The organism is Modestobacter sp. SSW1-42 (assembly GCF_046635825.1).
Lineage (GTDB): Bacteria > Actinomycetota > Actinomycetes > Mycobacteriales > Geodermatophilaceae > Modestobacter.
The window spans coordinates 788,640-811,860 of record NZ_JBISCA010000001.1; the positions used below are offsets into that span (position 1 = coordinate 788,640).

The 23,221-nt window shown below is 76.8% G+C and carries 20 protein-coding genes; 12 read left to right on the forward strand and 8 right to left on the reverse strand.

Annotation, left to right across the window (positions count from 1 at the left end; genetic code table 11):
- Window positions 1–58 precede the first annotated feature (58 nt).
- Window positions 59–589: a hypothetical protein gene (locus tag ACGBYP_RS03920; RefSeq protein ID WP_411581948.1), complete on the forward strand. Its 531-nt coding sequence runs from the start codon at window positions 59–61 to the stop codon at window positions 587–589.
- 90 nt (window positions 590–679) lie between these two features.
- Here ACGBYP_RS03920 and ACGBYP_RS03925 read toward each other — a convergent pair whose 3' ends face one another.
- On the reverse strand, window positions 680–1,432 hold the full coding sequence (locus ACGBYP_RS03925; protein ID WP_411581949.1) for a metallophosphoesterase family protein: 753 nt from the start codon (window positions 1,430–1,432) through the stop codon (window positions 680–682).
- A 162-nt stretch (window positions 1,433–1,594) separates the two neighbouring features.
- On the opposite strand from ACGBYP_RS03925, the gene ACGBYP_RS03930 reads away from it, so the two are divergent.
- Both ACGBYP_RS03930 and ACGBYP_RS03935 read left to right on the forward strand, forming a co-directional pair.
- Window positions 1,595–2,338, forward strand: a complete 744-nt coding sequence (locus ACGBYP_RS03930; RefSeq protein ID WP_411581950.1) for a class I SAM-dependent methyltransferase — start codon at window positions 1,595–1,597, stop codon at window positions 2,336–2,338.
- A complete protein-coding gene (locus tag ACGBYP_RS03935) occupies window positions 2,335–3,504 on the forward strand; it encodes an alkaline phosphatase family protein (protein ID WP_411581951.1) in 1,170 nt (389 codons plus the stop codon). Before ACGBYP_RS03930 ends, ACGBYP_RS03935 begins: the two co-directional genes overlap by 4 nt.
- Window position 3,505: 1 nt before the next feature.
- On the opposite strand, the gene ACGBYP_RS03940 is transcribed toward ACGBYP_RS03935, so the two are convergent.
- The 3 genes from ACGBYP_RS03940 to ACGBYP_RS03950 are packed head-to-tail and all read right to left on the reverse strand — an operon-like array spanning window position 3,506 to window position 6,175.
- Window positions 3,506–4,516, reverse strand: coding sequence for a sucrase ferredoxin (locus ACGBYP_RS03940; protein WP_411581952.1), 1,011 nt, complete (start codon window positions 4,514–4,516; stop codon window positions 3,506–3,508).
- Window positions 4,485–5,825 carry a cupin domain-containing protein gene (locus tag ACGBYP_RS03945; protein ID WP_411581953.1) on the reverse strand — a complete coding sequence of 447 codons (1,341 nt, stop codon included), beginning with the start codon at window positions 5,823–5,825 and terminating at the stop codon, window positions 4,485–4,487. Before ACGBYP_RS03945 ends, ACGBYP_RS03940 begins: the two co-directional genes overlap by 32 nt.
- A gap of 2 nt (window positions 5,826–5,827) precedes the next feature.
- The gene (locus ACGBYP_RS03950) at window positions 5,828–6,175 is read right to left on the reverse strand and encodes a BatC protein (RefSeq protein ID WP_411581954.1); all 348 of its coding nucleotides are present in this window, start codon (window positions 6,173–6,175) and stop codon (window positions 5,828–5,830) included.
- 363 nt (window positions 6,176–6,538) lie between these two features.
- On the opposite strand from ACGBYP_RS03950, the gene dinB reads away from it, so the two are divergent.
- Window positions 6,539–7,807, forward strand: coding sequence for a DNA polymerase IV (dinB, locus tag ACGBYP_RS03955; protein ID WP_411581955.1), 1,269 nt, complete (start codon window positions 6,539–6,541; stop codon window positions 7,805–7,807).
- A 131-nt stretch (window positions 7,808–7,938) separates the two neighbouring features.
- Complete coding sequence (locus ACGBYP_RS03960; RefSeq protein WP_411581956.1) at window positions 7,939–8,388, forward strand: DUF3040 domain-containing protein; 450 nt, start codon at window positions 7,939–7,941, stop codon at window positions 8,386–8,388.
- An 85-nt stretch (window positions 8,389–8,473) separates the two neighbouring features.
- Here ACGBYP_RS03960 and ACGBYP_RS03965 read toward each other — a convergent pair whose 3' ends face one another.
- From ACGBYP_RS03965 to ACGBYP_RS03980, 4 genes are all read right to left on the reverse strand, one after another.
- A complete protein-coding gene (locus ACGBYP_RS03965; protein WP_411581957.1) occupies window positions 8,474–9,427 on the reverse strand; it encodes a ribose-phosphate diphosphokinase in 954 nt (317 codons plus the stop codon).
- 108 nt (window positions 9,428–9,535) lie between these two features.
- Window positions 9,536–11,881 (reverse strand): transglutaminaseTgpA domain-containing protein, encoded by a 2,346-nt coding sequence (locus ACGBYP_RS03970; RefSeq protein WP_411581958.1) that lies wholly within the window; start codon window positions 11,879–11,881, stop codon window positions 9,536–9,538.
- Window positions 11,878–13,260: a DUF58 domain-containing protein gene (locus ACGBYP_RS03975; RefSeq protein ID WP_411581959.1), complete on the reverse strand. Its 1,383-nt coding sequence runs from the start codon at window positions 13,258–13,260 to the stop codon at window positions 11,878–11,880. Before ACGBYP_RS03975 ends, ACGBYP_RS03970 begins: the two co-directional genes overlap by 4 nt.
- A 23-nt stretch (window positions 13,261–13,283) precedes the next feature.
- Window positions 13,284–14,324, reverse strand: a complete 1,041-nt coding sequence (locus ACGBYP_RS03980) for an AAA family ATPase (protein ID WP_411581960.1) — start codon at window positions 14,322–14,324, stop codon at window positions 13,284–13,286.
- Between the two features lie 267 nt (window positions 14,325–14,591).
- On the opposite strand from ACGBYP_RS03980, the gene mraZ reads away from it, so the two are divergent.
- From mraZ to murD, 7 genes are all read left to right on the forward strand, one after another.
- Entirely contained in the window at window positions 14,592–15,026 is a 435-nt protein-coding gene (gene mraZ, locus ACGBYP_RS03985; protein WP_411581961.1) for a division/cell wall cluster transcriptional repressor MraZ, read from the forward strand.
- Between the two features lie 334 nt (window positions 15,027–15,360).
- Window positions 15,361–16,338, forward strand: a complete 978-nt coding sequence (gene rsmH, locus ACGBYP_RS03990; protein ID WP_411581962.1) for a 16S rRNA (cytosine(1402)-N(4))-methyltransferase RsmH — start codon at window positions 15,361–15,363, stop codon at window positions 16,336–16,338.
- Entirely contained in the window at window positions 16,335–17,189 is an 855-nt protein-coding gene (locus tag ACGBYP_RS03995; protein WP_411581963.1) for a hypothetical protein, read from the forward strand. The genes rsmH and ACGBYP_RS03995 overlap by 4 nt, the downstream gene beginning before the upstream one ends.
- Window positions 17,190–17,192: 3 nt before the next feature.
- The gene (locus ACGBYP_RS04000; RefSeq protein ID WP_411581964.1) at window positions 17,193–19,061 is read left to right on the forward strand and encodes a peptidoglycan D,D-transpeptidase FtsI family protein; all 1,869 of its coding nucleotides are present in this window, start codon (window positions 17,193–17,195) and stop codon (window positions 19,059–19,061) included.
- 92 nt (window positions 19,062–19,153) lie between these two features.
- Window positions 19,154–20,734: a UDP-N-acetylmuramoyl-L-alanyl-D-glutamate--2,6-diaminopimelate ligase gene (locus tag ACGBYP_RS04005; protein ID WP_411581965.1), complete on the forward strand. Its 1,581-nt coding sequence runs from the start codon at window positions 19,154–19,156 to the stop codon at window positions 20,732–20,734.
- Window positions 20,731–21,810 (forward strand): phospho-N-acetylmuramoyl-pentapeptide-transferase, encoded by a 1,080-nt coding sequence (gene mraY, locus ACGBYP_RS04010; protein WP_411581966.1) that lies wholly within the window; start codon window positions 20,731–20,733, stop codon window positions 21,808–21,810. The genes ACGBYP_RS04005 and mraY overlap by 4 nt, the downstream gene beginning before the upstream one ends.
- Window positions 21,810–23,216 carry a UDP-N-acetylmuramoyl-L-alanine--D-glutamate ligase gene (gene murD / locus ACGBYP_RS04015; RefSeq protein WP_411581967.1) on the forward strand — a complete coding sequence of 469 codons (1,407 nt, stop codon included), beginning with the start codon at window positions 21,810–21,812 and terminating at the stop codon, window positions 23,214–23,216. The genes mraY and murD overlap by 1 nt, the downstream gene beginning before the upstream one ends.
- Window positions 23,217–23,221: the final 5 nt, after the last annotated feature.

Sequence of the window (23,221 nt, forward strand, 5' to 3'; positions counted from 1 at the left end):
GTCCTGGGCCGCGGGGGTCCGCACCCTCGCGGGGCGGGCGGCCACTACCGTCCGCCCCGTGGATGATGAGCCGGTCTGGTTCACCGGTGCCGAGCCCCGGAACGACGCCGAGGCCTGCTACCTCGCCACGGTGCGAGAGCTGGCACCCAGCTGGGACGTCGCCGGACTGCGGCCCGAGCAGACGTCCGTCCTCACCGTCCTCACGCCGCTGCTCCTCACGGTGCAGCTGGTCGGACTCCCTGCGGACGTCGCCCTCCAGGTCGGCTACTGGTTCGATCCACCGCGTGGTCCCGGCTTGGAGGGCGAGTGGGGAGACCGGTATCTGCTGGACGCCCACCTGGACGGAGCCGACGGCCTCACCGTGTTCGGCCTGACCGCGGCACCGGAGGAGTTCGCGGCCTGGACCGCCGACTGGCTGCTCGCCCAGCTCCGGCGGCCGGTTGAGCGGCTGGACTGGGCCGACCCGGACGGCAGGGTCACCGCCTCCCAGTGGCGGCTGGCAGACACCGGGCTCCCGCTCACCCGGGAGGGGCGCCGCAGCTGGCGCCGACGTCGCCGGCCGCCGGACCGGGTCGAACGCGTGCGCTGACGACGCGCCGGCAGGTCCGGCCCGAGGCGCTGTGCCTCCACGGCCCAGGGCTCGGCCGTTCTGGGCTGTGGAAGTACAGCGCGTCCGAGTTCAGCGGCCGTCGCGGGGGGCGAAGACGGTGAGCGCCTCGGCGTCGCTGGCCGCCGAGCGGAGGAAGTAGTCGGCCCACTCCTGGCGGTCCGGGTACCCGGACTCGGCGACCACCCGGGCGACCGCGGCGTCCACGTCGACCGGCGTCCGGTGCAGGGTGACGGCGCCGTCGGCCAGCAGCGCCCAGTGCCCGCCCGCTCGGCCGTAGGGCATCCCGACGCTGCCCGGGTTCACCACCAGCCGCCGGTCGACCAGCCGCACGAACGGCATGTGGGTGTGGCCGCAGACGACCGTCGCCACCTCCGCCGGCAGCTCGGCGAACACCTCGGCCCACCTGTCCAGCCGGGTGTCCACCAGCACCACCTCCTCGTCGTCCCGGGGCGTGCCGTGGCAGAAGACCGTGGGCCCAAAGCCCTCGACGTCCAGGGTCACCGGGTGCGGCAGCCCGGCGAGCAGCTCGACCTGGTCGGGGCGCAGCTGTGCCGCCGCCCACCTGCTCACCGGGTCGGGGACGTCGACGTCGGCCCCACCGGCCAGCGCGACCAGCTCCCGGTCGGCGTTGCCACGCACCAGCAGCGCCTGCTCGCCCAGCGACGACAGCCGGTCCAGCACCTCGACCGGCTGCGGCCCCGCCGCGTGGTCACCGGTGACCACCACCAGGTCCGCCGCGGCGACGTCCGGCTCGGCGAGCACCGCCTCCAGCACCGGCAGCACCCCGTGCACGTCGGACAGGACCGCCACACGCCGCACCATCTGCCCACCCTCGCCGCTCCGGCCGGTCTCGTCCAGAGGCCGACCTGCGTCCGTGGCCACGTCGAGGGTCCGGCCGGGCGGAGGCGACGAGCCTCCCGGCGGACGGCGGGGTCCCGCCACGGGACGCTGCTGCCCGGCCGGGTCGGCACTAGGCTCCCCGGGGTGTCGAACCCTCCCGCCGTCGCAGCGCAGGCTCCGGCCCGGACGGCGGCGATCTGGGCCGCCCTCGACCCCCTGGTGACCGCCGGCCCACCGCTGCGCGTGCTCGACCTGGGCGGCGGCAGCGGCATGTTCGCCGTCCCGCTGGCCCAGCTCGGCCACCAGCTGACCGTCGTCGACCCCAGCGCCGACGCCCTGGCCACGCTGCACCGCCGGGCCGCGGCCGCCGGCGCCGGCGAGCAGGTGCGCGGCATCCAGGGCGACGGCGACCGGATGGTCACCGCCCTGCCCGAGGGCGAGCCGTTCGACCTGGTGCTGTGCCACTTCGTGCTCGAGGTGGTCGACGACCCCGCCAGCACGCTGCAGCAGATCGCCGGGGTGCTCCGCCCGGGCGGCCGGCTGTCCATCGCCTCCGCCAACCGGGCCGGGGCCGTGCTGGCCCGGGCCGTCGGCGGGCACCCGGTCGAGGCGCGCGCCCTGCTCGCCGACCGTGACCCGGCGCCCGCCCGGTCCGGCCCGGCCCGCCGCCGGTTCAGCCCCGACGAGCTGCTCTCGCTGCTCACCGCCGCCGGGCTGGAGCCGGGGGAGTGGCGCGGGGTGTCGGTGGTCGCCGACCTGCTCGGGGCCTCCAGCGGCGCCGACCAGGCCGCGCTGCGCACCCTCGAGCTGGCGCTGGCCGAGGTCTCGCCCTACCGCGACGTCGCCACCGGCCTGCACGTGCTGGCCACCCGGCCCGCCGCCGGATGAGCCTGCCGGCCGGCCTCGCCGTCCCCGCCCACGGCGTCGCCACGCTGGCCGACGTCCTGCCCGGTGCCGCCGCCGTCCTGGGCGTGCCGGTCTCCCGCGGCGGGCTCCCGGCCGACCCCCTGGGCCTGGCCACCGCGCTCGCGGGGGCCCGCCGGGTCGCCGTCCTGCTGGTCGACGGGCTCGGCGCGCAGCTGGTCGCCGGTCACCCCGCCGAGGCCCCGGTGCTCACGGCGCTCGACGCCCCGGCCGGCGTGCTGTCCGCGCCGTTCCCGAGCACCACGCCGGTCAGCCTCACCACGCTGGGCACCGGCCTGCCGCCGGGCAGCCACGGCGTGCTCGGCTTCGTCACCGAGGTGCCCGGCGCCGGCCGCACGCTCAACCACGTGCAGTGGCGCGACGACCCCGACCCGCTGCAGTGGCAGGCCCGGCCCACCGTGTTCGAGCAGGTCGCCGCCGCGGGCGTGACCTGCAGCGTGGTCGGTCCGCACGCCTTCGCGACCTCCGGGCTCACCCGCGCCGCCTACCGGGGTGCGGAGTACGTGCCCGCCGTCAGCGCCGGTGACCTGGTCGCCGGCATGCTCGCCGCGCTGGCCGAGGGCGACCGCAGCCTGGTCTACGGCTACACCGCCGACCTCGACCTCACCGGGCACGTCCGCGGCGTCGGCTCGGTCGCCTGGCGGGCGCAGCTCGGGCAGGTCGACCGGCTCGTCGAGCAGCTCGTCGCGGGCCTGCCCGAGGACGCCGTCCTGCTGGTCACCGCCGACCACGGGATGGTCGACGTCCCCGACGACACCCGGCTGGACACCAGCACGGTCGCCGAGCTGGGCGACGGCGTCCGGCTGCTCACCGGCGAGCCGCGGGCCCGCTACGTGCACGCCGAGCCCGGCGCCGCGGACGACGTCCTGGCCACCTGGCGTGCGGTGCTCGGCGACCGGGCGTGGGTGGTGGGCCGGGCCGAGGCGTTCGAGGCCGGGCTGTTCGGCGACGTCGACGCAGCAGTGGCCGACCGGGTCGGTGACGTGCTCGCCCTGGCGCGCGGCAGCTGGGCGCTGCTGGACTCCGTGGCCGAGCCGCACGCCGGCGGGCTGCGCGCCTTCCACGGCTCGCTCACCCCGGCCGAGCTCGACATCCCGCTGCTCGCCGCCCGGGGCCGCGCGCTGCGCTGACTCAGGCGCGGGCCGCGACCTGCAGCGACAGCGGGTGCCAGGTGCGCCAGCGGCCCGGGCGGGCGGCGGCGCAGGTCAGTCGCTGGGCCTGCTCGGACAGCCGGCTCTCCACGGTGACCACGACGTCGCCGTCCGGTCCGGTCAGCGTCACCTCGAAGCACTCGGTGCCGGCGCCCGGTGAGTCCAGCGTGCGCACCTGCCGCGGCGGCAGGTCGGCGACGCCGAGCAGCCCGAGCTCGCCGCGGGCGTGGTGCTGCGCGGCCTGCGCCGCCGGCGACAGCCCGGCCTTGCCGCGCAGCCACGGCAGCGCGACCTCCCCGGCCGCGTGCGCGGCCACCAGACCGGCGCCGTCCTGCGGCACCTGGCCGTAGACGAACCCCCACGGCAGGACGACGACGTTGGCGGCGAACCGGTCACCGCCGAGGTGGCTGGTCTCCCAGACGTCGACCGGTGCCCCGCTCAACGGCAGCGCCCGGGCCAGCGGCCGGCCCCGCACCGCGCAGCAGGCGTCGTGCGCGCCGTGCGTGCAGACCAGGTAGGTGGGCAGCGTGCTCGCCTCGCCGACCGACCCGTCCCAGGGCAGCTCCAGCAGCTCGGCGTCCGAGGCGCGGGTCGACCAGTGCACCGTCTCCACGCCCGCGGTGGTGTCGGCCACCGCCCAGCGCATGCCCGAGTCCGACAGCCGCTCGCCGGGGCGGCGCACCATCTGGATCCGCATGCCCAGCTCGCGGGCCCGGGTCGCCAGCCGGGAGGCCACCTGCCGGTCGAAGCGGGACTCCAGCAGTGCGTCCCGCCCCCACGGCCCGGGCTGTTCGACCAGCAGCCAGCGGCGGGCCGGCGGCGCGGTGGCCACGGGGGAGTCGCCGCGCAGCAGCGCCTGCACCGAGCAGCGCGCCTCGTCCAGCCGCCCCGCCGGGGTGGAGCGCGGCGGCGTGGGCTCTCCGGTGTCCTGGCAGAACTGGGGGTCGGCGCCCGTGGTCTCAGGCTCCGGTGCGGTCGTCACTGTCCCCATGATGCGCCGTCGCGCCGAGGTCCCGGTGCGCGTGCGCGTCGGGCACGACGGCGATCGCCTGGGTGACCAGCCGGCGCGCCAGCGTGAGCTGGTCGGCGGCGTCCAGGCCGGGCAGGTCGCCGACCTTGAGCTCACCGGCGGCCAGCAGCGCGGCCAGCGCGGGGTGCGTGTCGGCCGGCAGGTCGTGGGTGCGGCGGCCGGCGACCAGGGCCACCCGCCCCGCGGCCGGCTCGCGCAGCTGGACCCGCAGCAGCGGGCGCACCCGCAGCACGGTGCCGGCGTCCAGGGCGGCGAGCGCGGCGGACTGCGCGAGCGGCTGCACCGGGGCCGGGCGCACCTGGGCCCAGGCGCGGGACCGCAGGGAGTCCGCGACCGCAGCCGGGTCGACGTCGGCGATCCAACGCTGCAGACCGGCCAGCACCGCGGCGACGTCCTCGGTGGTGGCCGACGGGTCGGACAGGTCGACGCCCAGCGGGAGCGAGCTGCGCAGCGCCGGGTCCTCGGCGGCGAGCACGCGCACCAGGTCCAGCGCCGACTCGACCGCGCCCCACCGGGTGACCGGGTGCACGCCGATGGTCAGGTGGGCGCTGATCTCGCCGAGCGCGACGGCGGAGTGGATGTAGCCGCGCGGCAGGTAGAGGGCGTCACCGGGGCGCAGCACCGTGTCGATCACCGGCGGCCGCTGCGCGGCGGCGGCGACCTCGTCGGGGCGGTCGGTCCACGGGTGGGTGCGCAGCGGGTCGGTGAGCACCGGCTCGTGGATCGTCCAGTGCTTCTCGCCGGCCACCTGCAGCACGAAGACGTCGTGGACGTCATAGTGAGGGGAGAACCCGCGCGAGGACGGCGGGGTGATGTAGGCGTTGACCTGCGTGGGGTGCCCGAGGTCGGCGGCCAGCTGGTTCGCGAAGGCGATCAGCGGCGGCCACAGCCGGTGCAGACCCTGCAGGACCACGGTGCTGCCCTCGGCGAAGAGCCGGAGCACCGCGTCGGAGGACACCTGGTCGCCGATCTCGGCGCCGGCGCCCTGCGGGCTCGTGAAGCGCTTGGCGTCGACGACCGCGCCGTCCTTGGCGATCCGCAGGAACGGCGTGCGCAGGCCGCGGGTGCTCAGCAGCTCGTCGACGGCGTCCAGGTCGAGCAGGTCGGTGAAGGTGCCGCCCAGCTCCGCCGCGGTGGACAGCAGCGGCCGGCGGGACCAGTGCTCGTCGGCGAAGACCTGCGGGTCCACGCGGATGCAGCGGCGCAGCGCCGGACGGGCGCCGTCCTCCGCGGAGGACGGCGCCCGGTCCTGCAGGTCGGGGTCGGGCACGGTCAGGCCGAGCCGTCCGCGCCACCGTCGTGCTGGCCCGGGGTGCCGCCGCCGGCACCGGAGTCGAGCGGGCCCTCGGCGCCACCGTCGGCGCCACCATCGGCACCGCCGTCGGCACCGCCGTCGGCGCCACCGTCGGCACCGCCGTCGGCACCGCCGTCGGCGCCACCATCGGCACCGCCGTCCGCGCCGCCGTCCTGCTGGCCGGGGGTGCCGCCGCCGGCACCGGAGTCGGCCGGGCCCTCGGCGCCACCGTCGGCGCCGCCGTCGTGCTGACCCGGGGTGCCCTCGCCGGCGCCGGAGTCGGCCGGGCCCTCGGTGGTGGTCATGTCGTCGTCGTCGAGTGCCATGGGCTGCTCCGCTCGTCGCTGGTGTCGGTCGCCGGGAGGCGGCCGTCGGGCACTTCCTACCGCAGCGGTCCACCCGGCACACATCGACCCGGGCGGGACGGGTCGTGCACGACCGATCGCGGGTGGGGGTGTCCGTGCCCTGCTCCGGACGCCGTCCCGGGCGGGAGGGGCGGCGCCCGGCGTCCTCGCGGCGGGCGGCCCGGTCACGAGGCGGTCTCGACACGGACCCGCTGCGCCTGTCGGTGCGGGAGGACCGGGCGTGACCGGCTAGCCTCTCGAACAGGTGTTCGACGGCCGTGGGGACGGTCGTCGGGAGGGGCGCCGTGCCGGGGGAAGCCGGCACGGCGCGGAGAGGGGTGTCCGGTGTCCGATCGCGCTGCCGGCTGCACGGTGCTGCACGTCGACATGGACGCGTTCTTCGCCAGCGTCGAGGTGCGCCGCCACCCCGAGCTGGCCGGCACACCGGTCATCGTCGGCGGCGTGGGCAACCGGGGCGTGGTCACCTCGGCCACCTACGAGGCGCGGGCGTACGGGGTGCACAGCGCGATGCCCACCTCCCGGGCGCTGCGGCTGTGCCCGACGGCCACCGTGCTGCCGGGCGACCTCGCGCTCTACACCGAGGTCTCCCGGTCGGTGATGGCGCTGTTCCGCACCATCACCCCGCTGGTGGAGCCGCTGAGCCTGGACGAGGCGTTCCTCGACGTCTCCGGCTCCGGACGGCGGCTGGGCGACCCGGTGGCCATCGGCGAGCACATCCGGGCCCGGGTCTTCGACGAGCAGGGCATCACCTGCTCGGTCGGGGTGGCCGGCAGCAAGTTCGTGGCCAAGCTCGCCTCCACCCGCTCCAAGCCCGACGGGCTGCTGGTGGTGCGCCCGGCCGAGGTCATGGACTTCCTGCACCCGCTGCCGGTCGGCGCGCTGTGGGGCGTGGGCCCCAAGACCGAGGAGGTGCTGCTGCGGCTGGGGCTGCGCACCGTCGGCGACCTGGCGCACGTGCCGGCGCGCACCCTGCAGCGCGCGGTGGGCGCCGCCGCCGGGGCGCACCTGCACGAGCTTTCCTGGGGCCGCGACCCGCGCCGCGTGGTGCCCGACGAGCCCGACCGTTCGACCGGGGCTGAGGAGACCTTCGGCACCGACGTCGACGACCCGCAGGTGGTCCACCGCGAGCTGCTGCACCTGGCCGAGCGCACGGCGGGGCGGCTGCGCTCCACCGGTCACCTGACCCGCACGGTGAGCATCAAGGTCCGCTTCGCCGACTTCACCACCATCACCCGCTCCCGCACCCTGAAGGTCCCCACCGACGTCGGCCAGGAGCTCTACGACACCGCCCGCGCGCTGTTCGACGCCCTCGGCCTGGACCGGGCCCGGATCCGGCTGGTCGGCGTGCGCGCCGAGGGGCTGGTCGAGGCTGACGCCACCGCCCGCCAGCTCGAGCTCGGCGCCCGCGAGCACGGCCGCCGGGACGCCGAGCTGGCCGCCGACGCCGCCGCCCGCCGCTTCGGCGCCGGTGCGGTCCGGCCGGCCACGCTGCTGGGCCGCGGGCGCACCCCGGGCACCGGGCCGGGGGTGCGCGGGCAGCTCCCGGGGAGCGGTCCGGGCGCGGCCGGACGCCGTCCCGGGGCGGCGCGGTGAGGAGTTCCCGGGCCGGGCGTGTCGGCCCTGTGCGAAGGAGAACAGCCCGCACGGGTGTGTCGCAGGCAACTCACCTTTCGCAGTCCGCCAACGCCTCGTATCCTCGGAGTTCCACGGGCGGACTGCCGCCGGTGGCTGATCGCACTGCGCACCTGGAGGTCGACGTGCCGCTCTCGGAGCACGAGCAGCGTCTGCTGGAGCAGATCGAGCGCGCCCTCGTCGACGACGATCCCAAGTTCGCCTCGACGGTCCGTACCGGAGACCGGCGACAGAAGGCCCGGCGCAAGCTGCAGCTGGGCGTCCTGCTCGTCGTCGTCGGCCTGGCCCTCGTCGTGGCCGGCGTCGCGATCCCCTCGGCCGCGGTGGCCCAGGTGGTCGTCGGTGTCCTGGGCTTCCTGATCGCCTTCGGCGGGGCCGCGCTGGGCCTGCTCAACTACAAGGCCGCCACCGGCGCGGTCGAGGCCGGCCCCGTCACCGGTGGCCGCCCCGGCCCGGGTGGCTCCAGTCGGGTCGGCAAGGCCCGGCGCCAGCCGATGAAGAACCGGCTCGAGGAGCGCTTCCGCCGCCGCTACGACCAGTAGCCGCCACGGGCCAGCCCCGAGCAGCACCTCCCGACAGCCGCCGTCCGGCCCCCGGACGGCGGCTGTCGGCGTCCCGGCGTCCGTCTCAGGCGGTCGGGAGGACGTCGAACAGCGCGCTGACCGACTCGCCGTCGTGGATCCGCCGCACCGCCTGGGCGAGGGCCGGGGCCACCGAGAGCACCGTCAGCTTCCCCGTGGGGTCCTCCGCCGGGGCGGGCACCGTGTTGGTGCAGACGAGTTCCAGCACGTCGGGCTGGGCGCCGATCCGCTCCAGCGCGCCGGCGGCGAACAGCCCGTGCGTGCAGGCCACCCGGATCGACCGGGCGCCGGCGTCGCGGAGCCGGTCGATGAGCTCCAGCACCGTGCTGCCCTTGGCGATCTCGTCGTCGAGCACGATCACGTCCCGGTCGGCGACGTCGCCGATGACCGCGTTGATCTGCACCCGGTCGTCGGCGTAGCGCTGCTTGGCCCCGGCGGCCACCGGCACGCCGAGCCGGCGGGCGAAGGCCGCCGCCTCCTTGGCGTTGCCCAGGTCGGGGGAGACCACGGTGGTGCGCGACAGGTCGAGGGTGCGGAAGTGGTCGGCCAGCTCGCGCAGGGCGTGCAGGTGGTCGACGGGCACGCTGAAGAACCCGTGCACCTGCGGCGAGTGCAGCGTCATCGCCAGCACGCGGCTCGCCCCGGCGGCCACCATCAGGTCGGCGACCAGCCGCCCGCCGATGGAGATCCGCGGGGCGTCCTTCTTGTCCGACCGGGCGTAGGCGTAGTGCGGCAGGACCACGGTGATCCGGGCGGCCGAGGCACCCCGGGCCGCGTCGATCATCAGCAGCAGCTCGACCAGGTTCTCCTGTACCGGCGTGGCCAGCGACTGCACCAGGTAGACGTCGCGCTCGCGGCAGTTGGCCTGCAGCTGCACCTCGAGGCAGTCGTTGGCGAAGCGGGTGGTGCGGACCGGCTGGAGCGGGACGCCCAGCTGGGCGCACAGCTCGGCGGCGAGCTGGGGGTGGGAGCTGCCTGCGAAGACGGCGATCTCACGCACGGGGCACTCCGATGGTGATCGGGGACGGGGCGGCGGCACGGTCACCGGCGGGGCCACCGTAGCCAGCCCCGGCCGCCGCCCGCAGGCCGGGCGGCGGCTCGGCCCCGCTCAGGCCGGACGCGGCCGGCCGGGTGTGCGAGCCGCCAGCCACCGGGCCGCGGTGCCCACCGTGGACGCCGGCCACACCACCGCCCGCAGCCGCTGCGACCGCGACACCGACCGCAGCATCGCCCGCCGCACCGTCTGCAGCGCCGCGGCCAGCGCCGGGTCCCGGTCACCGGCGGTGGCAGGCGGCCCGTAGACCGCCCGCTCCTGCGCCAGGGCCAGCGTCCGCACGGCGGCCACCGCCGCCGGTTCGGCGCCGGAGAGCCGCTCGGCCAGCTGCCGGGCGAGCTGGCGGGACGTGGTCGTCCCGGGCACCTCGACGTGCAGGTCGTTGGCGGTGGCCAGCAGCTCGTCCCACAGGGCGCCGGGGCCGCCGTCGGCCAGCCGCGCCGAACGCTGCCGGCGGCGGGCGGCCCAGGGCAGCGCGGCCACGCCCAGCAGCAGCAGGGCGCCTGCGGCCCCGGTCAGCCACGGCGTCAGGTCACGGGTGGGCTGCGTCAGCGGAGCGGCGGTCGGCACCGGCTCGTCGTCCCGGTCCAGCTCCGCGGTCGGGGCGGCCGGCACCGGGGCCTCGACCTGAGGGGTGACCGGGTCGACGGCGGTGTCGTCGGTGGCCTCCGTGCGCGGCGCCCAGGGCAGGTCGACCGCCCGGTTGGCCGCGATCGGGGTGGGGTCGAAGGGGATCCAGCCCAGCCCGCTGAACCAGGCCTCGACCCAGGCGTGCGCGTCGTCGGTGGTGACCAGCCGCGTGCCGTCCTCCTGCTCCTGCCCCGGGGTGTAGCCGAGCACCACCCGGGCCGGGACGCCGGCGGCGCGCACCAGCACCGCCATCGCGCCGGCGTACTGCTCGCAGTAGCCGCGCTTGAGCCGCAGGAAGTCGACCAGGCGGTCGCCGGTGGTGCCCGGGGTGGTCGACAGGCTGTAGACGAAGCCGTTGTCCCGGTCGGCGAAGTACTGCTGGATCGCCAGGGCCCGCTCGTAGGGGGCCTGCCCGGGGTCGGTCAGCTCGTCGGCCAGGGCGGTGACGGTCGGGTCCAGGTCGGGCAGCGCGGTGTACCGCTCCATCGCGTCGGCGTCGGCGGGGGAGTCCGGGGCGGCGTCCAGCTGCTCGACCGAGGGCTCGGGCTGCTGGGCGCTGAGCCGGTAGGTGAGCCCGGCGGTGGTCGTGTCGCGGCCGAAGACCGTGCGGGCGTCGGCGTCGAAGCGCCAGTCCTCGGCGTCGCCGTCCTCGAGCTGGACCGACAGCGGCGAGTACAGGACCGGCATGAAGACGTCGTCGTGCTCGAGCACGGTGACCGTCGCGAGGACCGGGCGGGCGGTCTGTCCGCCGGTCAGCGGGGCCAGGGTGGCGTCGTCGGCGATCGACTCCTGGCCGTTGAGGTTGGTCAGCCCCCAGCCGCGGTCGGCGGTGTACTCGTCCAGGGCGACCGAGCGCAGGTAGCCGGGGTCGGGCACCGAGGCGTCGAGGCGGAACAGGTCGATGGCCTCGGGCCGGTTGAGCTGGCCGGCCATCTCCGCGACCGGGTCCAGCGCCGTGCCGAGCCCGTTGCCGGTGCCCGAGCCGCCGAGCCCGGCCGCCAGCGACCCCTCCGACAGGGTGGGCACCAGGACCGGGAGCAGCAGACCGGCGACCAGCGCGACCACGCCGGTGCGCAGCGCCGGGAGGGTGCCGGTGCCCAGGGCCGAGCCGCTGCCGGCGCGGGCGCCCTCGACCAGCCGGCCGCGCTGGTCGGCCCACAGCAGGACGGCGAACCCCGCCGCGGGGGCGGCGAAGGAGATCAGCGCGACGTCGCCGGTGATGGTGCTGACCGGCACGCAGTACAGCACCAGCAGGCCCAGGCCACCGAGCGCGGGCTGGCGGGCGGGCACGGCGAGCAGGTCGACGGCCAGCGCGACCAGCGCCACGAAGACCGTGGTCAGCGCGATCAGCCCGGTGAGCGGCAGCGCCGGGGTGCCCTGCTCCCGGATCTCGTCGGTGCCGTCGGCCAGCAGCCCGGCGAGGTCGCCGAGGCTGGTGGGGGTGGGCACCAGCCCGGCCCAGGCGTCCGTGGACGCGAACACCATGGTGAGCACGACCAGCACCAGCAGCAGCTGGCCGACCGGCACGAGGACCCGCGCCGGGGCGGCCAGCCGCGGCACCCGGTCGCCGAGGTGCTGCGCGCCGGCGCGCAGCACGACGCCGCCGAGCCCCACGGCGAGCACCGCCAGGGTGATCGGCGGGAGCCAGCCCAGGGTGGCGAAGACCGGCTCCAGCGCGAACGACCCCAGCAGGACGGCGACGGCGGCGGCGACCGCGGTGCCGGCCCTGCCCTGCCGGGGGCGGCTCAGCTCGTCCGTCGGGCGGGTCATGCGGGTGCTCCTGAGGAGAGGTGGGGGGAGGGGTGGACCACGCCGGTGGCGGCGCCGGCGGCCGACGGCTGCCCGCCCAGCCGGCTCCACACCTGCTCGATCGTCTGGTCGGGGCGGACGGCGAGGACCTGCCAGCCGGCCGAGCGCAGCAGCGCGACCGCCTGTTCCTGGCGCTCGACGACCTGCACCCGGGCGCTGGGGGAGAGCGGACGGCGGCTGCGGGTGGCTCCCGCGTCGAGCCAGGAGGCGGCGTCGACCACGACCGCGACGTCGCTGCCGGGGCCGGACCGGGCCCGGGCCAGGGCGGTGACGTCCTCGGGACCGACCAGCCCGAGCAGGCAGATCACCGGGCCGTCGACGGCGGTGCGGCGCAGCGTCTCGACGCCCACCTGCAGGCCGGGGTACCGGGAGGGCTCCAGCTCGGCGAACCGGTCCAGCAGCTGCTCGGGGCCCAGGGTGCCGCGGCCCAGCGGCGTGGTCAGCTCCCCGGCGTCGGTGACCACCCGCAGCGCGGCGCCCCGCTGCAGCAGGTGGACGCCGATGCTGGCCGCGGCCTCGACCGACCACTCCAGGGAGTCCGGTGAGGGCGCGGTGCCCCGGCCCTGGCTGCCGGCCAGGTGGGCGGTGGCGCGGGTGTCGAGAAACAGGGTGGCCGCGGCCCGCCACGGCCGCTCCTCCAGCCGCACCATCAGCTCGCCGGTGCGCGCGGTGGCCCGCCAGTGCACCAGCCGCAGGTCGTCGCCGTAGCGGTACTCGCGGGTGCTCACGTCGTCCTCGCCGTGGACGGCGATCGAGCGGCGGGCGCCCTCCCCGCCGTTGCCACCGGCGCCGCTCAGCCCGCCGGTGCCCTGCAGCGGCCGCACCCGGGGCACCACCAGCAGCGAGGCGGTGTCGCTGCCGGCGGCGGTGCGCAGCACCAGGCCGAAGGGGTCGACCAGCCGCAGCCGCAGCGGGCCCAGGGCGAAGCGGCCGCGCCGGGCGCCGTGCAGCCGGTAGCGCAGCGGGGCGGTCGCGCCGGGGGACAGCCGCTCGACGACGAACTGCGGCCGCCGGCCCAGCTCGGCCGGCAGCTGCTCGGTCAGCAGCCACAGCCCGCCGGCGCGCCGGTCGGTGTTGGCCACCTCGACCAGCACCTCGGCGTCCTCACCGCGGGGGAGCCGGGCCGGGGTGACGGTGCGCCGGGTGGCGACCCGGAAGCGCTGGCGGGCGACGCCGACGGCGGAGACCACCGGCAGGGCGAGGACGAACAGCGCCAGCTGCACCAGCGCGCGCTCGCCGAGCACGGCGCCGAGCACCAGCAGGGTCGCCCCCGCCGCGACCAGGCAGCGACCGCGCAGGGTGAGGGAGGAGGCCGCGTCGGCCAGCCGCGTACGGGCCATGGGTGCTGGGTGTCCCCGGCTGCTCAGTGCCCGCGCTGGACGGGGACGGACCCGAGCAGGTCGGTGACGACGTGCTGGGTGTCGCGCCGGGCGAGGGCGGCGTCGGGGGTGAGCAGCAGCCGGTGGGCCAGCACCGGCACCGCCATCGCCTGCACGTCGTCGGGCAGGACGTGGTCGCGCCCGGCCAGGGCGGCGGCCGCGCGGGCGGCCCGCAGCAGCTGCAGCCCGGCCCGCGGCGAGGCGCCCAGCCGGAGCTCGGGGGAGCGGCGGGTGGCCTCGACGAGCGAGACGACGTAGCGGCGCAGCGGCTCGGCCACGTGCAGCCGGCCGACGGCCGCGACCAGGGCGCGCACCCGGGCGGCGTCGACGACCGGGTGCAGCGCGGTGAGCGGGTCGACGGTGGCGCGCTCGTCGAGCATCGCCAGCTCGGCGTCCCGGTCGGGGTAGCCCATCGACACCCGCGCGGTGAACCGGTCGCGCTGGGCCTCGGGGAGGGGGTAGGTGCCCTCCATCTCCAGCGGGTTCTGGGTGGCGACCACCATGAACGGGCGGGCCAGCTCGTAGCTGACGCCGTCGACGGTGACCTGCCGCTCCTCCATGCACTCCAGCAGCGCCGACTGCGTCTTGGGCGAGGCCCGGTTGATCTCGTCGGCCACCACCACGTTGGCGAAGATCGCGCCGGGCTTGAACTCGAAGGCCCGGGAGTCGCGGTCGTAGACGGCCACGCCGGTGACGTCGCTGGGCAGCAGGTCCGGGGTGAACTGGATGCGGCGGACCGTGCCGTCGATCGTGCGGGCCAGCGCCTTGGCCAGCGTGGTCTTCCCGACGCCGGGCACGTCCTCGATCAGCAGGTGGCCCTCGGCGAGCATCACGACCAGGGCCAGCCGGACGACGTCGGGCTTGCCCTCCACGACCCGGCCGATGGCCTCGGCGAGCCGGCCGCCCTCGGCTGCGACGTCGACGTCGGGGACCGGTGCGGCGTCCGGGTCGGCCCCGTGCCGCGGTGCGGAGCGCAGCTCCGTCGTGCCCCGGTCCGGACGCAGCCCTGCCGTGCTCTCGCTCACCCGGCACACGGTACGTGCAGATCGCCACCTCGGGGCTGGTCGAGCGGTCCGGCCCCGGCCCCGGCACGGACGGCGCTCCAGGGGCTGCCGGGCAGGTCGGGGGCCTGCTGGGGGTCGGCTGTGGGGGGTGGTGGAGGCCGGGGGGCGACACGTGGCGGAGTGGTGTCCGGTGGGGCGCAGTGGGTTACTGTGTCGCGCAATGGGGAGGCCGGGGCCACGGATGGTGCCCGGCGACACCACAGGAGGACAGATGCAGGGGGTGATCCGGTGTTCGTCGGCAGCTACCCCCTGCGCCTCGACGAGAAGGGCCGGCTCGCCCTCCCGGTCCGCTACCGCGAGCTGGTCGCCGGCGGCATGGTGATCAAGAAGGGCCAGGAGCGCTGCATCTACGGCCTCACCATGGCCCGGGTCGCCGAGCAGAGCGCCGCCCTCAAGGCGATGGCGCCCTCGGACACCAACGGCGCCCGCATGCACGCGCGCATGAGCTTCGGCTCGATGGTCGAGGTGGAGGCCGACAAGACCGGCCGCATCACCATCCCGGCCAGCCTGCGCGAGTACGCCGGCCTGGACCGCGACGTCGTCGTGGTCGGGGTCGACACCCGCTTCGAGATCTGGGACTCCGGCACCTGGGACGCCTACGTGGCCGAGCAGGAGGCCGCGTTCGCGGCGATGGAGAGCGAGGGGATGCCCACCCTGTCGTGAGCCCGCCCGCCCGACCCGCGAGCCCCACCCGCCCCCACCTCCGCACCGCCTGACGCACACCCGCCTTCGAGCCTGCTTCCCCGCGGCTCGACGGCACCCGGGCAGCGAGCCGACTTCCCCCCGGCTCGACGCCCACCGCTGGACAGCCCCACCCGCCCAGCCGCCCCGGCAGGGCACCTCCTGGCGCCACTTCCCCGACGCCAGGCGGGCCCTGCGGGGCGGCGGGCCAGGGTCGGCGCCCCACCGGGTCGCCACCCCGCACCACCGCCCCCACTCCTCCCCACCGCGGGCACCCGCCGCCCCCGTCCCCGACCGGCTTGGAGAGGACCCGTCGATGAGCAGCCCCGAGCCCACCGGGCCCGCGCTGCACGTCCCCGTCCTGCTCGACCGGGTCACCGAGCTGCTGTCACCGGCGCTGCGCGCCCCCGGTGCGGTGTTCGTCGACTGCACGCTGGGCCTGGCCGGCCACTCCCTGGCCCTGCTCGCGGCCCACCCGCAGCTGCGCCTCATCGGCCTGGACCGCGACCCCGACGCCCGCGCGGAGGCCGGCGCCCGGATCGCCGCCGCCGGCCACGCCGACCGGGCCACCCTCGTGCCCGCCGTCTTCGACGAGCTGCCCGACGTCCTCGAGCGCCTCGGGGTGCCCGAGGTGCAGGGCGTGCTGTTCGACCTGGGCGTCTCCTCGCTCCAGCTCGACCGGCCCACCCGCGGCTTCAGCTACTCCACCGACGCGCCGCTGGACATGCGGATGGACCCCACCGGCCCGCGCACCGCCGCCGACGTCGTGAACACGTACTCGCACGGCGAGCTCGCCCGGGTGCTGCGGGTCTACGGCGAGGAGCGCTTCGCCGGCCGGATCGCCTCGGCCATCGAGCGCGAGCGTGGGCGCGAGCCCTTCACCGGCACCGCGCGGCTGGCCGAGCTGGTCCGCGACGCCATCCCCGCCGCCACCCGCCGCACCGGCGGGCACCCGGCCAAGCGGACCTTCCAGGCCCTGCGCATCGAGGTCAACGACGAGCTCGGCGTGCTCACCCGGGCACTCCCGGCCGCCATCGACGCCCTCGCGGTCGGTGGCCGGATCGCCGTCATCAGCTTCCACTCCCTCGAGGACCGCATCGTGAAGCAGACCCTCGCCGCCGAGGCGACCGACCGCACCCCGCCCGGGATGCCGGTGCCCATGCCCGAGCACGCCCCGGTGCTGCGGCTGGTCACCCGAGGCGGCGAGGCGCCCGGCGAGGCCGAGCTCGCCGCCAACCCGCGGTCCGCCTCGGCCCGGGTCCGCGCCGCCGAGCGGGTGCGGAGGGCCTCATGAGCCAGCCGGCCCGCACGACGCCGGGGACGCCGCACCCGCCGCTGCCCCGGACGCCGCTGCCGACCACCCGGGGCACGGCCCCGCGCACGCCGGTGCCCCCGCTGCCGCCGCTGGCGCGCACGCCGCCCGCCCGCACGCCCGCCGGCCGCACGCCCGCCGCCCGCACGCCCGCGGCCCGCACGCCGGTGGGGAGCACCTCCACCACCCGGGCCGCGGCCCCGCGGGCCACCACCGGCGGGGTGCACGTGCCCCGCAGCGCCCCGACCCGGCGCAGCGGGCCGGTGCCCTCCGGGCCGCAGCTGCGGCTGGTGCCCAGCCCCGCCCGCACCCCGGGCCGCGCCGCCGCCCGGCACCGGCGACGGGCACCCTTCGTCGCGCTGCTCGTGGGCCTGCTGCTGGCCACCACGCTCGGGCTGCTCGCGCTGAACACCGCCATCGCGGTCGACTCGCTGCAGGCCACCCAGCAGCGCGCCGCCAACGCCCAGCAGGCCGAGGCGGTCTCTCGGCTGGAGCAGCAGGTCGTCGCTGCCGACACTGCAGCCGAGCTGGCCCGCGCCGCCACCGCGGCCGGGCTGGTCCAGCCGGGCGCCCCGGCGCACCTGGTGCTGCAGCCCGACGGCACCTCGGTGCTCCTGGGGACCGCGGTCCCGGCGCCCGACCCGAACGCCCCCGACCCGAACGCCCCGGCCCCGGCCCCGGCCGGGGGCACCCCCGCGGCGGCCGCACCGCCGGCGGCCACACCCCCGGCAGCCGCGCCCCCGCCCGCCACCGGCGCGCCCGCGCCGACCGGGACCACCCCGGCCCAGGCCGGGACCACCACCGACCCCGCCACACCGACCCCCGGGAACTGATCCGTGCCCCCTGCAGGCCCGCCGCCCCCGCACCGACCCGCCGCCCAGCGCCGGGACGTCGGACGGACGCCGGGGCCGGCCCGCCGGACGGGCGCGTCGGCGCCGCGGCGCGAGCCCGGTGCCCGGCGGCGCCGTCCGACGCTGGGGCTGCACCAGCGGGACAGGCGCAACCGGTGGGGCCTGGCGCTGCTGATCACCCTGCTGGTGGTGGTCGTCGGCAAGCTGGTCCTGCTGCAGGGCGTCGACGGCGCCGCGTACGCCCAGGCGGCCGAGGCCGACCGGATGTCGGTGTCGCCGATCGAGGCCGTCCGCGGGCAGATCACCGACCGCACCGGGCGGGTGCTGGCCTACTCGGTCGACGCCGAGCGGGTGGTCGCCGACCCGAAGGCGGTCGCCGACCCGACCCGCACCGCGCTGGCGCTCACCACGCTGCTCGACGTCCCGGCGGCGGAGCTGACCGAGAAGCTCTCCCGCGACAGCCGCTACGTCGTCCTCAAGCCCAAGGTGCCCACCGACGTCACCGACCTGATCCGCGAGCTGCCCCGGGAGGACCGCGCCGGGATCCTCTTCGAGGACGACCCCGTGCGGCTCTACCCGGCCGGCCCCGTGGGCGGGCAGGTCGTGGGCTTCGTGGGCACCGACGGCGCCGGCCTGGCCGGCGTCGAGCGCACGTTCGAGGACCAGCTGACCGGCACCGACGGCGAGGAGCGCACCGAGGTCGACGGCAGCGGCAACCCGATCCCCTCCGGCATCGACGACACCACCCCGGCCGTCGACGGCAGCACCGTCGCGCTGACCATCGACGAGGACCTGCAGTACGTCGTCCAGCAGCGGCTGGACGCCGCCTGCGCGGACGGCGCGACCACCTCGGGCTCGGCGGTCGTGCAGGACGTGCACACCGGCGAGATCGTGGCGATGGCCTCGTGCCCGGGTTACGACCCGGCGCACTACAACGAGACCGACCCCGAGCTGCTGGGCAACCCGGTGGTCTCCGACGTCTACGAGCCGGGCTCGGTGATGAAGGCGGTGACCCTGGCCGCCGCGATCGACCAGGGCAAGGCCACCAAGGACACCGTGCTCACCGTCCCCGACTCGATCGAGGCCGGTGACGTGACGGTGCGGGACGCCGGCAGCCACCCGCCGCGGGGCTACACGCTCACCGGGATCATGGCCAAGTCCAGCAACGTCGGGGCGATCATGCTCGCCCGCGAGGTGGGCGACGCCAAGCTCGAGGAGTACCTCCGGGCCTTCGGCATCGGGTCGCTGACCGGCGTCGAGCTGCCCGGCGAGAGCGCCGGCATCCTGGAGCCCTCGGCCGACTGGACCGCGAGCCGGGCGGCCAACGTGCCGATCGGGCAGGGCGTGTCGGTGACCACGCTGCAGATGGCGTCGGTCTACCAGACGCTGGCCAACGGGGGCGTGCGCATCCCGCCGCGCATCGTCTCCTCGGTCACCGCCGCCGACGGCACGGTCACCGAGACCCCGCAGCCCGCGGGCACCCGGGTGGTCAGCGAGGACACCGCCGACCAGCTCACCTCCATGCTCGAGTCCGTCGTCGGCAAGGGCGGCACGGCGCCGCTGGGCGCGGTCGACGGCTTCCGGGTGGTCGGCAAGACCGGCACCGCGCAGCGGGCCAACCCCGAGTGCGGCTGCTACACCGGAGGCGGCTACTTCACCACCTTCGTCGGCTACGCCCCGGCCGACGACCCCCAGTACGTCGTCGCCGTCGACCTCGAGCGGCCCACCAGCGACGCCGAGGGCGGCCAGGTCGCCGCGCCGGTGTTCAAGGACGTCATGCGGTTCGCGCTGACCGCCGGCGGCGTCGTCCCCTCGGGCTCGCCGCGGCCCGACTTCACCCTCCTGGTCGACTGATCCCCGCCCCGACCGCGGACCGGCCGCCCCGGGCGACACGAGGTCGACCGGTGGTCGGGCGCCGGGGTGCCGCGCCGGTAGATTGGGTCGTCGTGACCCCGACCGCCTCCGGGTCGGCTCCCCGGCCCGCGGGGAACCGACCTGTCCCGCTCGCCGACCTGGCCGACCTGACCGGCGCCCCCGTGCAGGGCGACGCCGCGGTGACCGTCTCCGGCGTCACCCTCGCCTCCGGCGACGTCCGGCCCGGTGACCTCTACGCCGCCCTCCCCGGCGCCCGCACGCACGGCGCCGCGTACGTCCCCGAGGCGCTGGCCCGGGGCGCGGTCGCGGTGCTGACCGACGCCGCCGGCCGCGCCGCGGTCACCGACCCCGACGTGCCCGTCTGCGTGGTCGAGGACCCGCGCGCCGTGCTCGGCCCCGTCGCCGGCCGCGTCTACGGCCGGCCCAGCGAGCAGCTGACCGTCCTGGGCATCACCGGCACCAACGGCAAGACGACGACGAGCTACCTGGTCGAGGCCGGGCTCGCCGCCGCGGGCCGGCCCAGCGGCCTGATCGGCACCGTGCAGACGCGCACCCGCGGGCGCGGCGCCGACGGCGAGCCGGTGGTCACCGAGCTGCCCAGCGTCCGCACCACCCCCGAGGCGCCCGACCTGCACGCCCTGCTGGCGACGATGGTCGACTCCGGGGTGCAGGCGGTGGTCATGGAGGTCTCCAGCCACGCCCTGGTGCAGGGCCGGGTCGGTGGCGTGGGCTTCGCCGCCGCCGGGTTCACCAACCTCTCCCGCGACCACCTGGACTTCCACGGCGACGTCGAGAGCTACTTCCGGGCCAAGGCGCTGCTGTTCGACGGCCGGGCCGCGGTCGAGGTCGTCGACGTCGACGACGAGCACGGACGGCGGCTGGTCCGCCCCGGCACCGTCACCGTCAGCACCGCCGGCGCCGGTCGGGACGACGCCTCCGGCCCAGCCGCCGACTGGAGCGCCACCGACGTCGCGACCGTCCCGGCGGGCGGCTCGACGTTCACGCTGCGCGGCCCCGGTGGGCGCAGCTGGCCGGCCAGGCTGCGGCTGCCCGGCGACTTCAACGTGGCCAACGCCGTGCTGGCCGTCGCCCTGCTGGACGCCGTCGGCGTGCCGGTGGAGACCGCGCTCGCCGGCATCGCCGAGACCGTCGTCCCCGGGCGGATGGAGCCGGTGGACGCCGGTCAGCCGTTCATGGCGGTGGTCGACTACGCGCACACCCCCGACGCCGTCGCGACCGCGCTGGCCGCGCTGCGCGGGTCGACCGCGGGCCGGCTGGTGACCGTGCTGGGCTGCGGGGGCGACCGCGACGCCGGCAAGCGGCCGGCGATGGGCGCGGCCGCGGCCGCCGGGAGCGACGTGCTGGTGGTCACCGACGACAACCCGCGCTCGGAGGACCCGCAGGCCATCCGGGCCGCGATGCGGGCCGGGGCCGAGGACGTGCCCGCCGACCAGCGGGCGCAGGTGCTCGAGATCGGCGACCGGCGGGCCGCGCTGGCCGCGGCCGTCGCGCTCGCCGAGCCGGGTGACACGCTGCTGGTGGCCGGCAAGGGCCACGAGACCGGCCAGGAGGTGGGAGGTTCCGTGCTGCCCTTCGACGACCGTGCGGTGCTGCGCGAGCTGCTCGCCGCCCGTACGGGGGTGACCGCGTGAAGTCGGTCCTGGTCGCCGCCGCCGTCGGGCTGATCGTGTCGATCCTGATGACGCCGCTGGCCATCAAGGCCTTCCGGCGCCACGGGTTCGGGCAGGAGATCCGCGACGACGGCCCCGAGAGCCACCTGGCCAAGAAGGGCACGCCCACGATGGGCGGCACCGTCATGGTGCTGGCCACCGTGCTCGGCTACCTGGTCGCCCACCTGTTCCTGATCAACCAGGAGGGCCGCGGCGTCACCGCCACCGGCCTGCTCCTGCTGTTCCTGCTGATCGGCCTGGGCACCGTCGGGTTCCTCGACGACTACCTCAAGATCCGCTACCGGCGCAGCCTGGGCCTGAACAAGACGGCGAAGCTGGTCGGCCAGCTGCTCATCGGGCTGACCTTCGCGGTGCTGGCGCTGATCGAGGACGGCAACGGCACCGCCGTGGCCACCACCACGGTCTCCTTCGTCCGCGACATCGCCCCGCTGACCATGCCGGCGTTCCTGTTCTGCGCGGTGGCCTACCTGTTCATCGCCGGGTTCTCCAACGCGGTGAACCTCACCGACGGCCTCGACGGGCTGGCCGCCGGCTGCTCGGCGATGGTCTTCGCCTCCTACGTGATCATCTCGTTCTGGCAGTTCGGCCACGACTGCAGCTCGGCCCTGGCCATCGAGGGCTGCTACACCGTCCGCGACCCCCTGGACGTCACGCTGGTCGCCGCCTCGGCGATGGGCGCCTGCCTGGGCTTCCTGTGGTGGAACACCTCGCCGGCGCGGATCTTCATGGGCGACACCGGCTCGCTGGCCCTCGGCGGGCTGATGGCCGGGCTGGCCATCGTCACCCGCACCGAGCTGCTGCTCGTCGTCCTCGGCGGGCTCTTCGTCGCGGTGACCCTGTCGGTGGTCATCCAGGTGGCCTTCTTCCGGGCCACCCGGCGGCGGGTGTTCCGGATGGCGCCGCTGCACCACCACTTCGAGCTCGCCGGCTGGGCCGAGAACACCGTCATCGTCCGGTTCTGGCTGGTCACCGGGATGGCCGTGGCCTTCGGGTTGGGGCTGTTCTACGCCGACTGGCTCTCCTTCACGGGCCTGTGATGCAGCAGGTCCTGGTCGCCGGCCTCGGGGTCTCCGGCGTCGCCGCCGCGCGCGTGCTGCTGGCCCGCGGCGACGGCGTCGCGCTGACCGACGCCCGCGAGCCCGCCGCGGTCGCCGAGCTGGTCGCCGCCGGCGCGCGCTGGCTCGGCCCGCTCACCGCCCCGCCCGCGGACGTCGACCTGGTGGTCACCTCCCCGGGCTGGCGGCCGGACAACCCGCTGCTGGTCGCCGCCGCCGCGCGCGGCATCGAGGTCATCGGCGAGCCCGAGCTGGCCTGGCGGCTGCGCATCGCCGCTCCCGGCGGCGAGCCGGCCCCCTGGTACGCGGTGACCGGCACGAACGGCAAGACCACCACGGTCACCATGCTCGAGCAGGTGCTGCTGGCCGGTGGCCTGCGCGCGGTGGCCGCCGGCAACGTCGGCCGGCCGCTGGTCGAGGTGGTCACCGCCCGCGACGCCGACGGGCGGCCCAGCTTCGACGCGATCGCGGTGGAGCTGTCGAGCTTCCAGCTGCACTGGTCGAGCTCGATCGCCCCCGCCGCGGCGTGCGTGCTCAACGTCGCCGACGACCACGTCGACTGGCACGGGTCGTTCCCTGCCTACCGCGACGCCAAGGCCCGGCTGCTGCGGCTGGCCCCGGTGGCGGTCGCCGACGCCGGCGACCCGGTCGCCGCGTCGCTGGTCGCCGCCCACCCGCACCCGGTCACCGTGACCCTCGGCGAGCCGGGCCCGGGCCAGCTGGGCGTGCGGGGGAGCGCGCTCGTCGACCGGGCCTTCGCCGCCGACCCGGCCGGCGAGGTGCTCGTCGGCACCGGTGAGCTGCAGGTGAGCGGGCCGCACAACCTGGTCAACGCGATGGCCGCGGCCGCCCTCGGCCGGGTCGCCGGCGTCGACGCCGACGGGGTGCGCCGCGGTCTGGCCGCCTTCTCCGGCGGCGCCCACCGCAACGTGCTGGTCGGCCGGGTCGGTGGGGTCGACTTCGTCGACGACAGCAAGGCCACCAACCCGCACGCGGCCGGCGCCTCGCTGGCCGCCTACCCGCGGGTGGTCTGGATCGCCGGTGGCCTGCTCAAGGGCGCCGACGTCGACCCGCTGGTCGCCGCGGTCGGCCCGCGCCTGGCCGGGGTGGTCCTGCTGGGCCGCGACCGCGAGGAGCTGGCCCGCTCGCTGGCGCGACACGCCCCGACGGTCCCGCGCGTGGTGGTCCCCAGCGGCGACGATGGGGCCATGGGTGCGGATGTGACGTACGGGGACGGTGTGATGGCCCAGGTCGTGGCCGCCGCCGTCCGGCTGGCGAGCCCCGGTGACACCGTCCTGCTCGCGCCGGCCGCGGCGTCGATGGACGTGTTCACCGACTACGCCCACCGGGGGCGCGCCTTCGCCGACGCCGTCCGGGCGCTGGGCTGACCCGG

Coding starts and splice junctions, on each gene's coding strand:
- ACGBYP_RS03975 (WP_411581959.1), bottom strand. CDS start 13,260: ATGGCCCGTACGCGGCTGGCCGACGCGGCCTCCTCCCTCACCCTGCGC.
- ACGBYP_RS03940 (WP_411581952.1), bottom strand. CDS start 4,516: ATGGGGACAGTGACGACCGCACCGGAGCCTGAGACCACGGGCGCCGAC.
- ACGBYP_RS03970 (WP_411581958.1), bottom strand. CDS start 11,881: ATGACCCGCCCGACGGACGAGCTGAGCCGCCCCCGGCAGGGCAGGGCC.
- ACGBYP_RS03995 (WP_411581963.1), top strand. CDS start 16,335: ATGAGCCAGCCGGCCCGCACGACGCCGGGGACGCCGCACCCGCCGCTG.
- ACGBYP_RS03950 (WP_411581954.1), bottom strand. CDS start 6,175: ATGGCACTCGACGACGACGACATGACCACCACCGAGGGCCCGGCCGAC.
- ACGBYP_RS03925 (WP_411581949.1), bottom strand. CDS start 1,432: ATGGTGCGGCGTGTGGCGGTCCTGTCCGACGTGCACGGGGTGCTGCCG.
- rsmH (WP_411581962.1), top strand. CDS start 15,361: ATGAGCAGCCCCGAGCCCACCGGGCCCGCGCTGCACGTCCCCGTCCTG.
- ACGBYP_RS03935 (WP_411581951.1), top strand. CDS start 2,335: ATGAGCCTGCCGGCCGGCCTCGCCGTCCCCGCCCACGGCGTCGCCACG.
- murD (WP_411581967.1), top strand. CDS start 21,810: ATGCAGCAGGTCCTGGTCGCCGGCCTCGGGGTCTCCGGCGTCGCCGCC.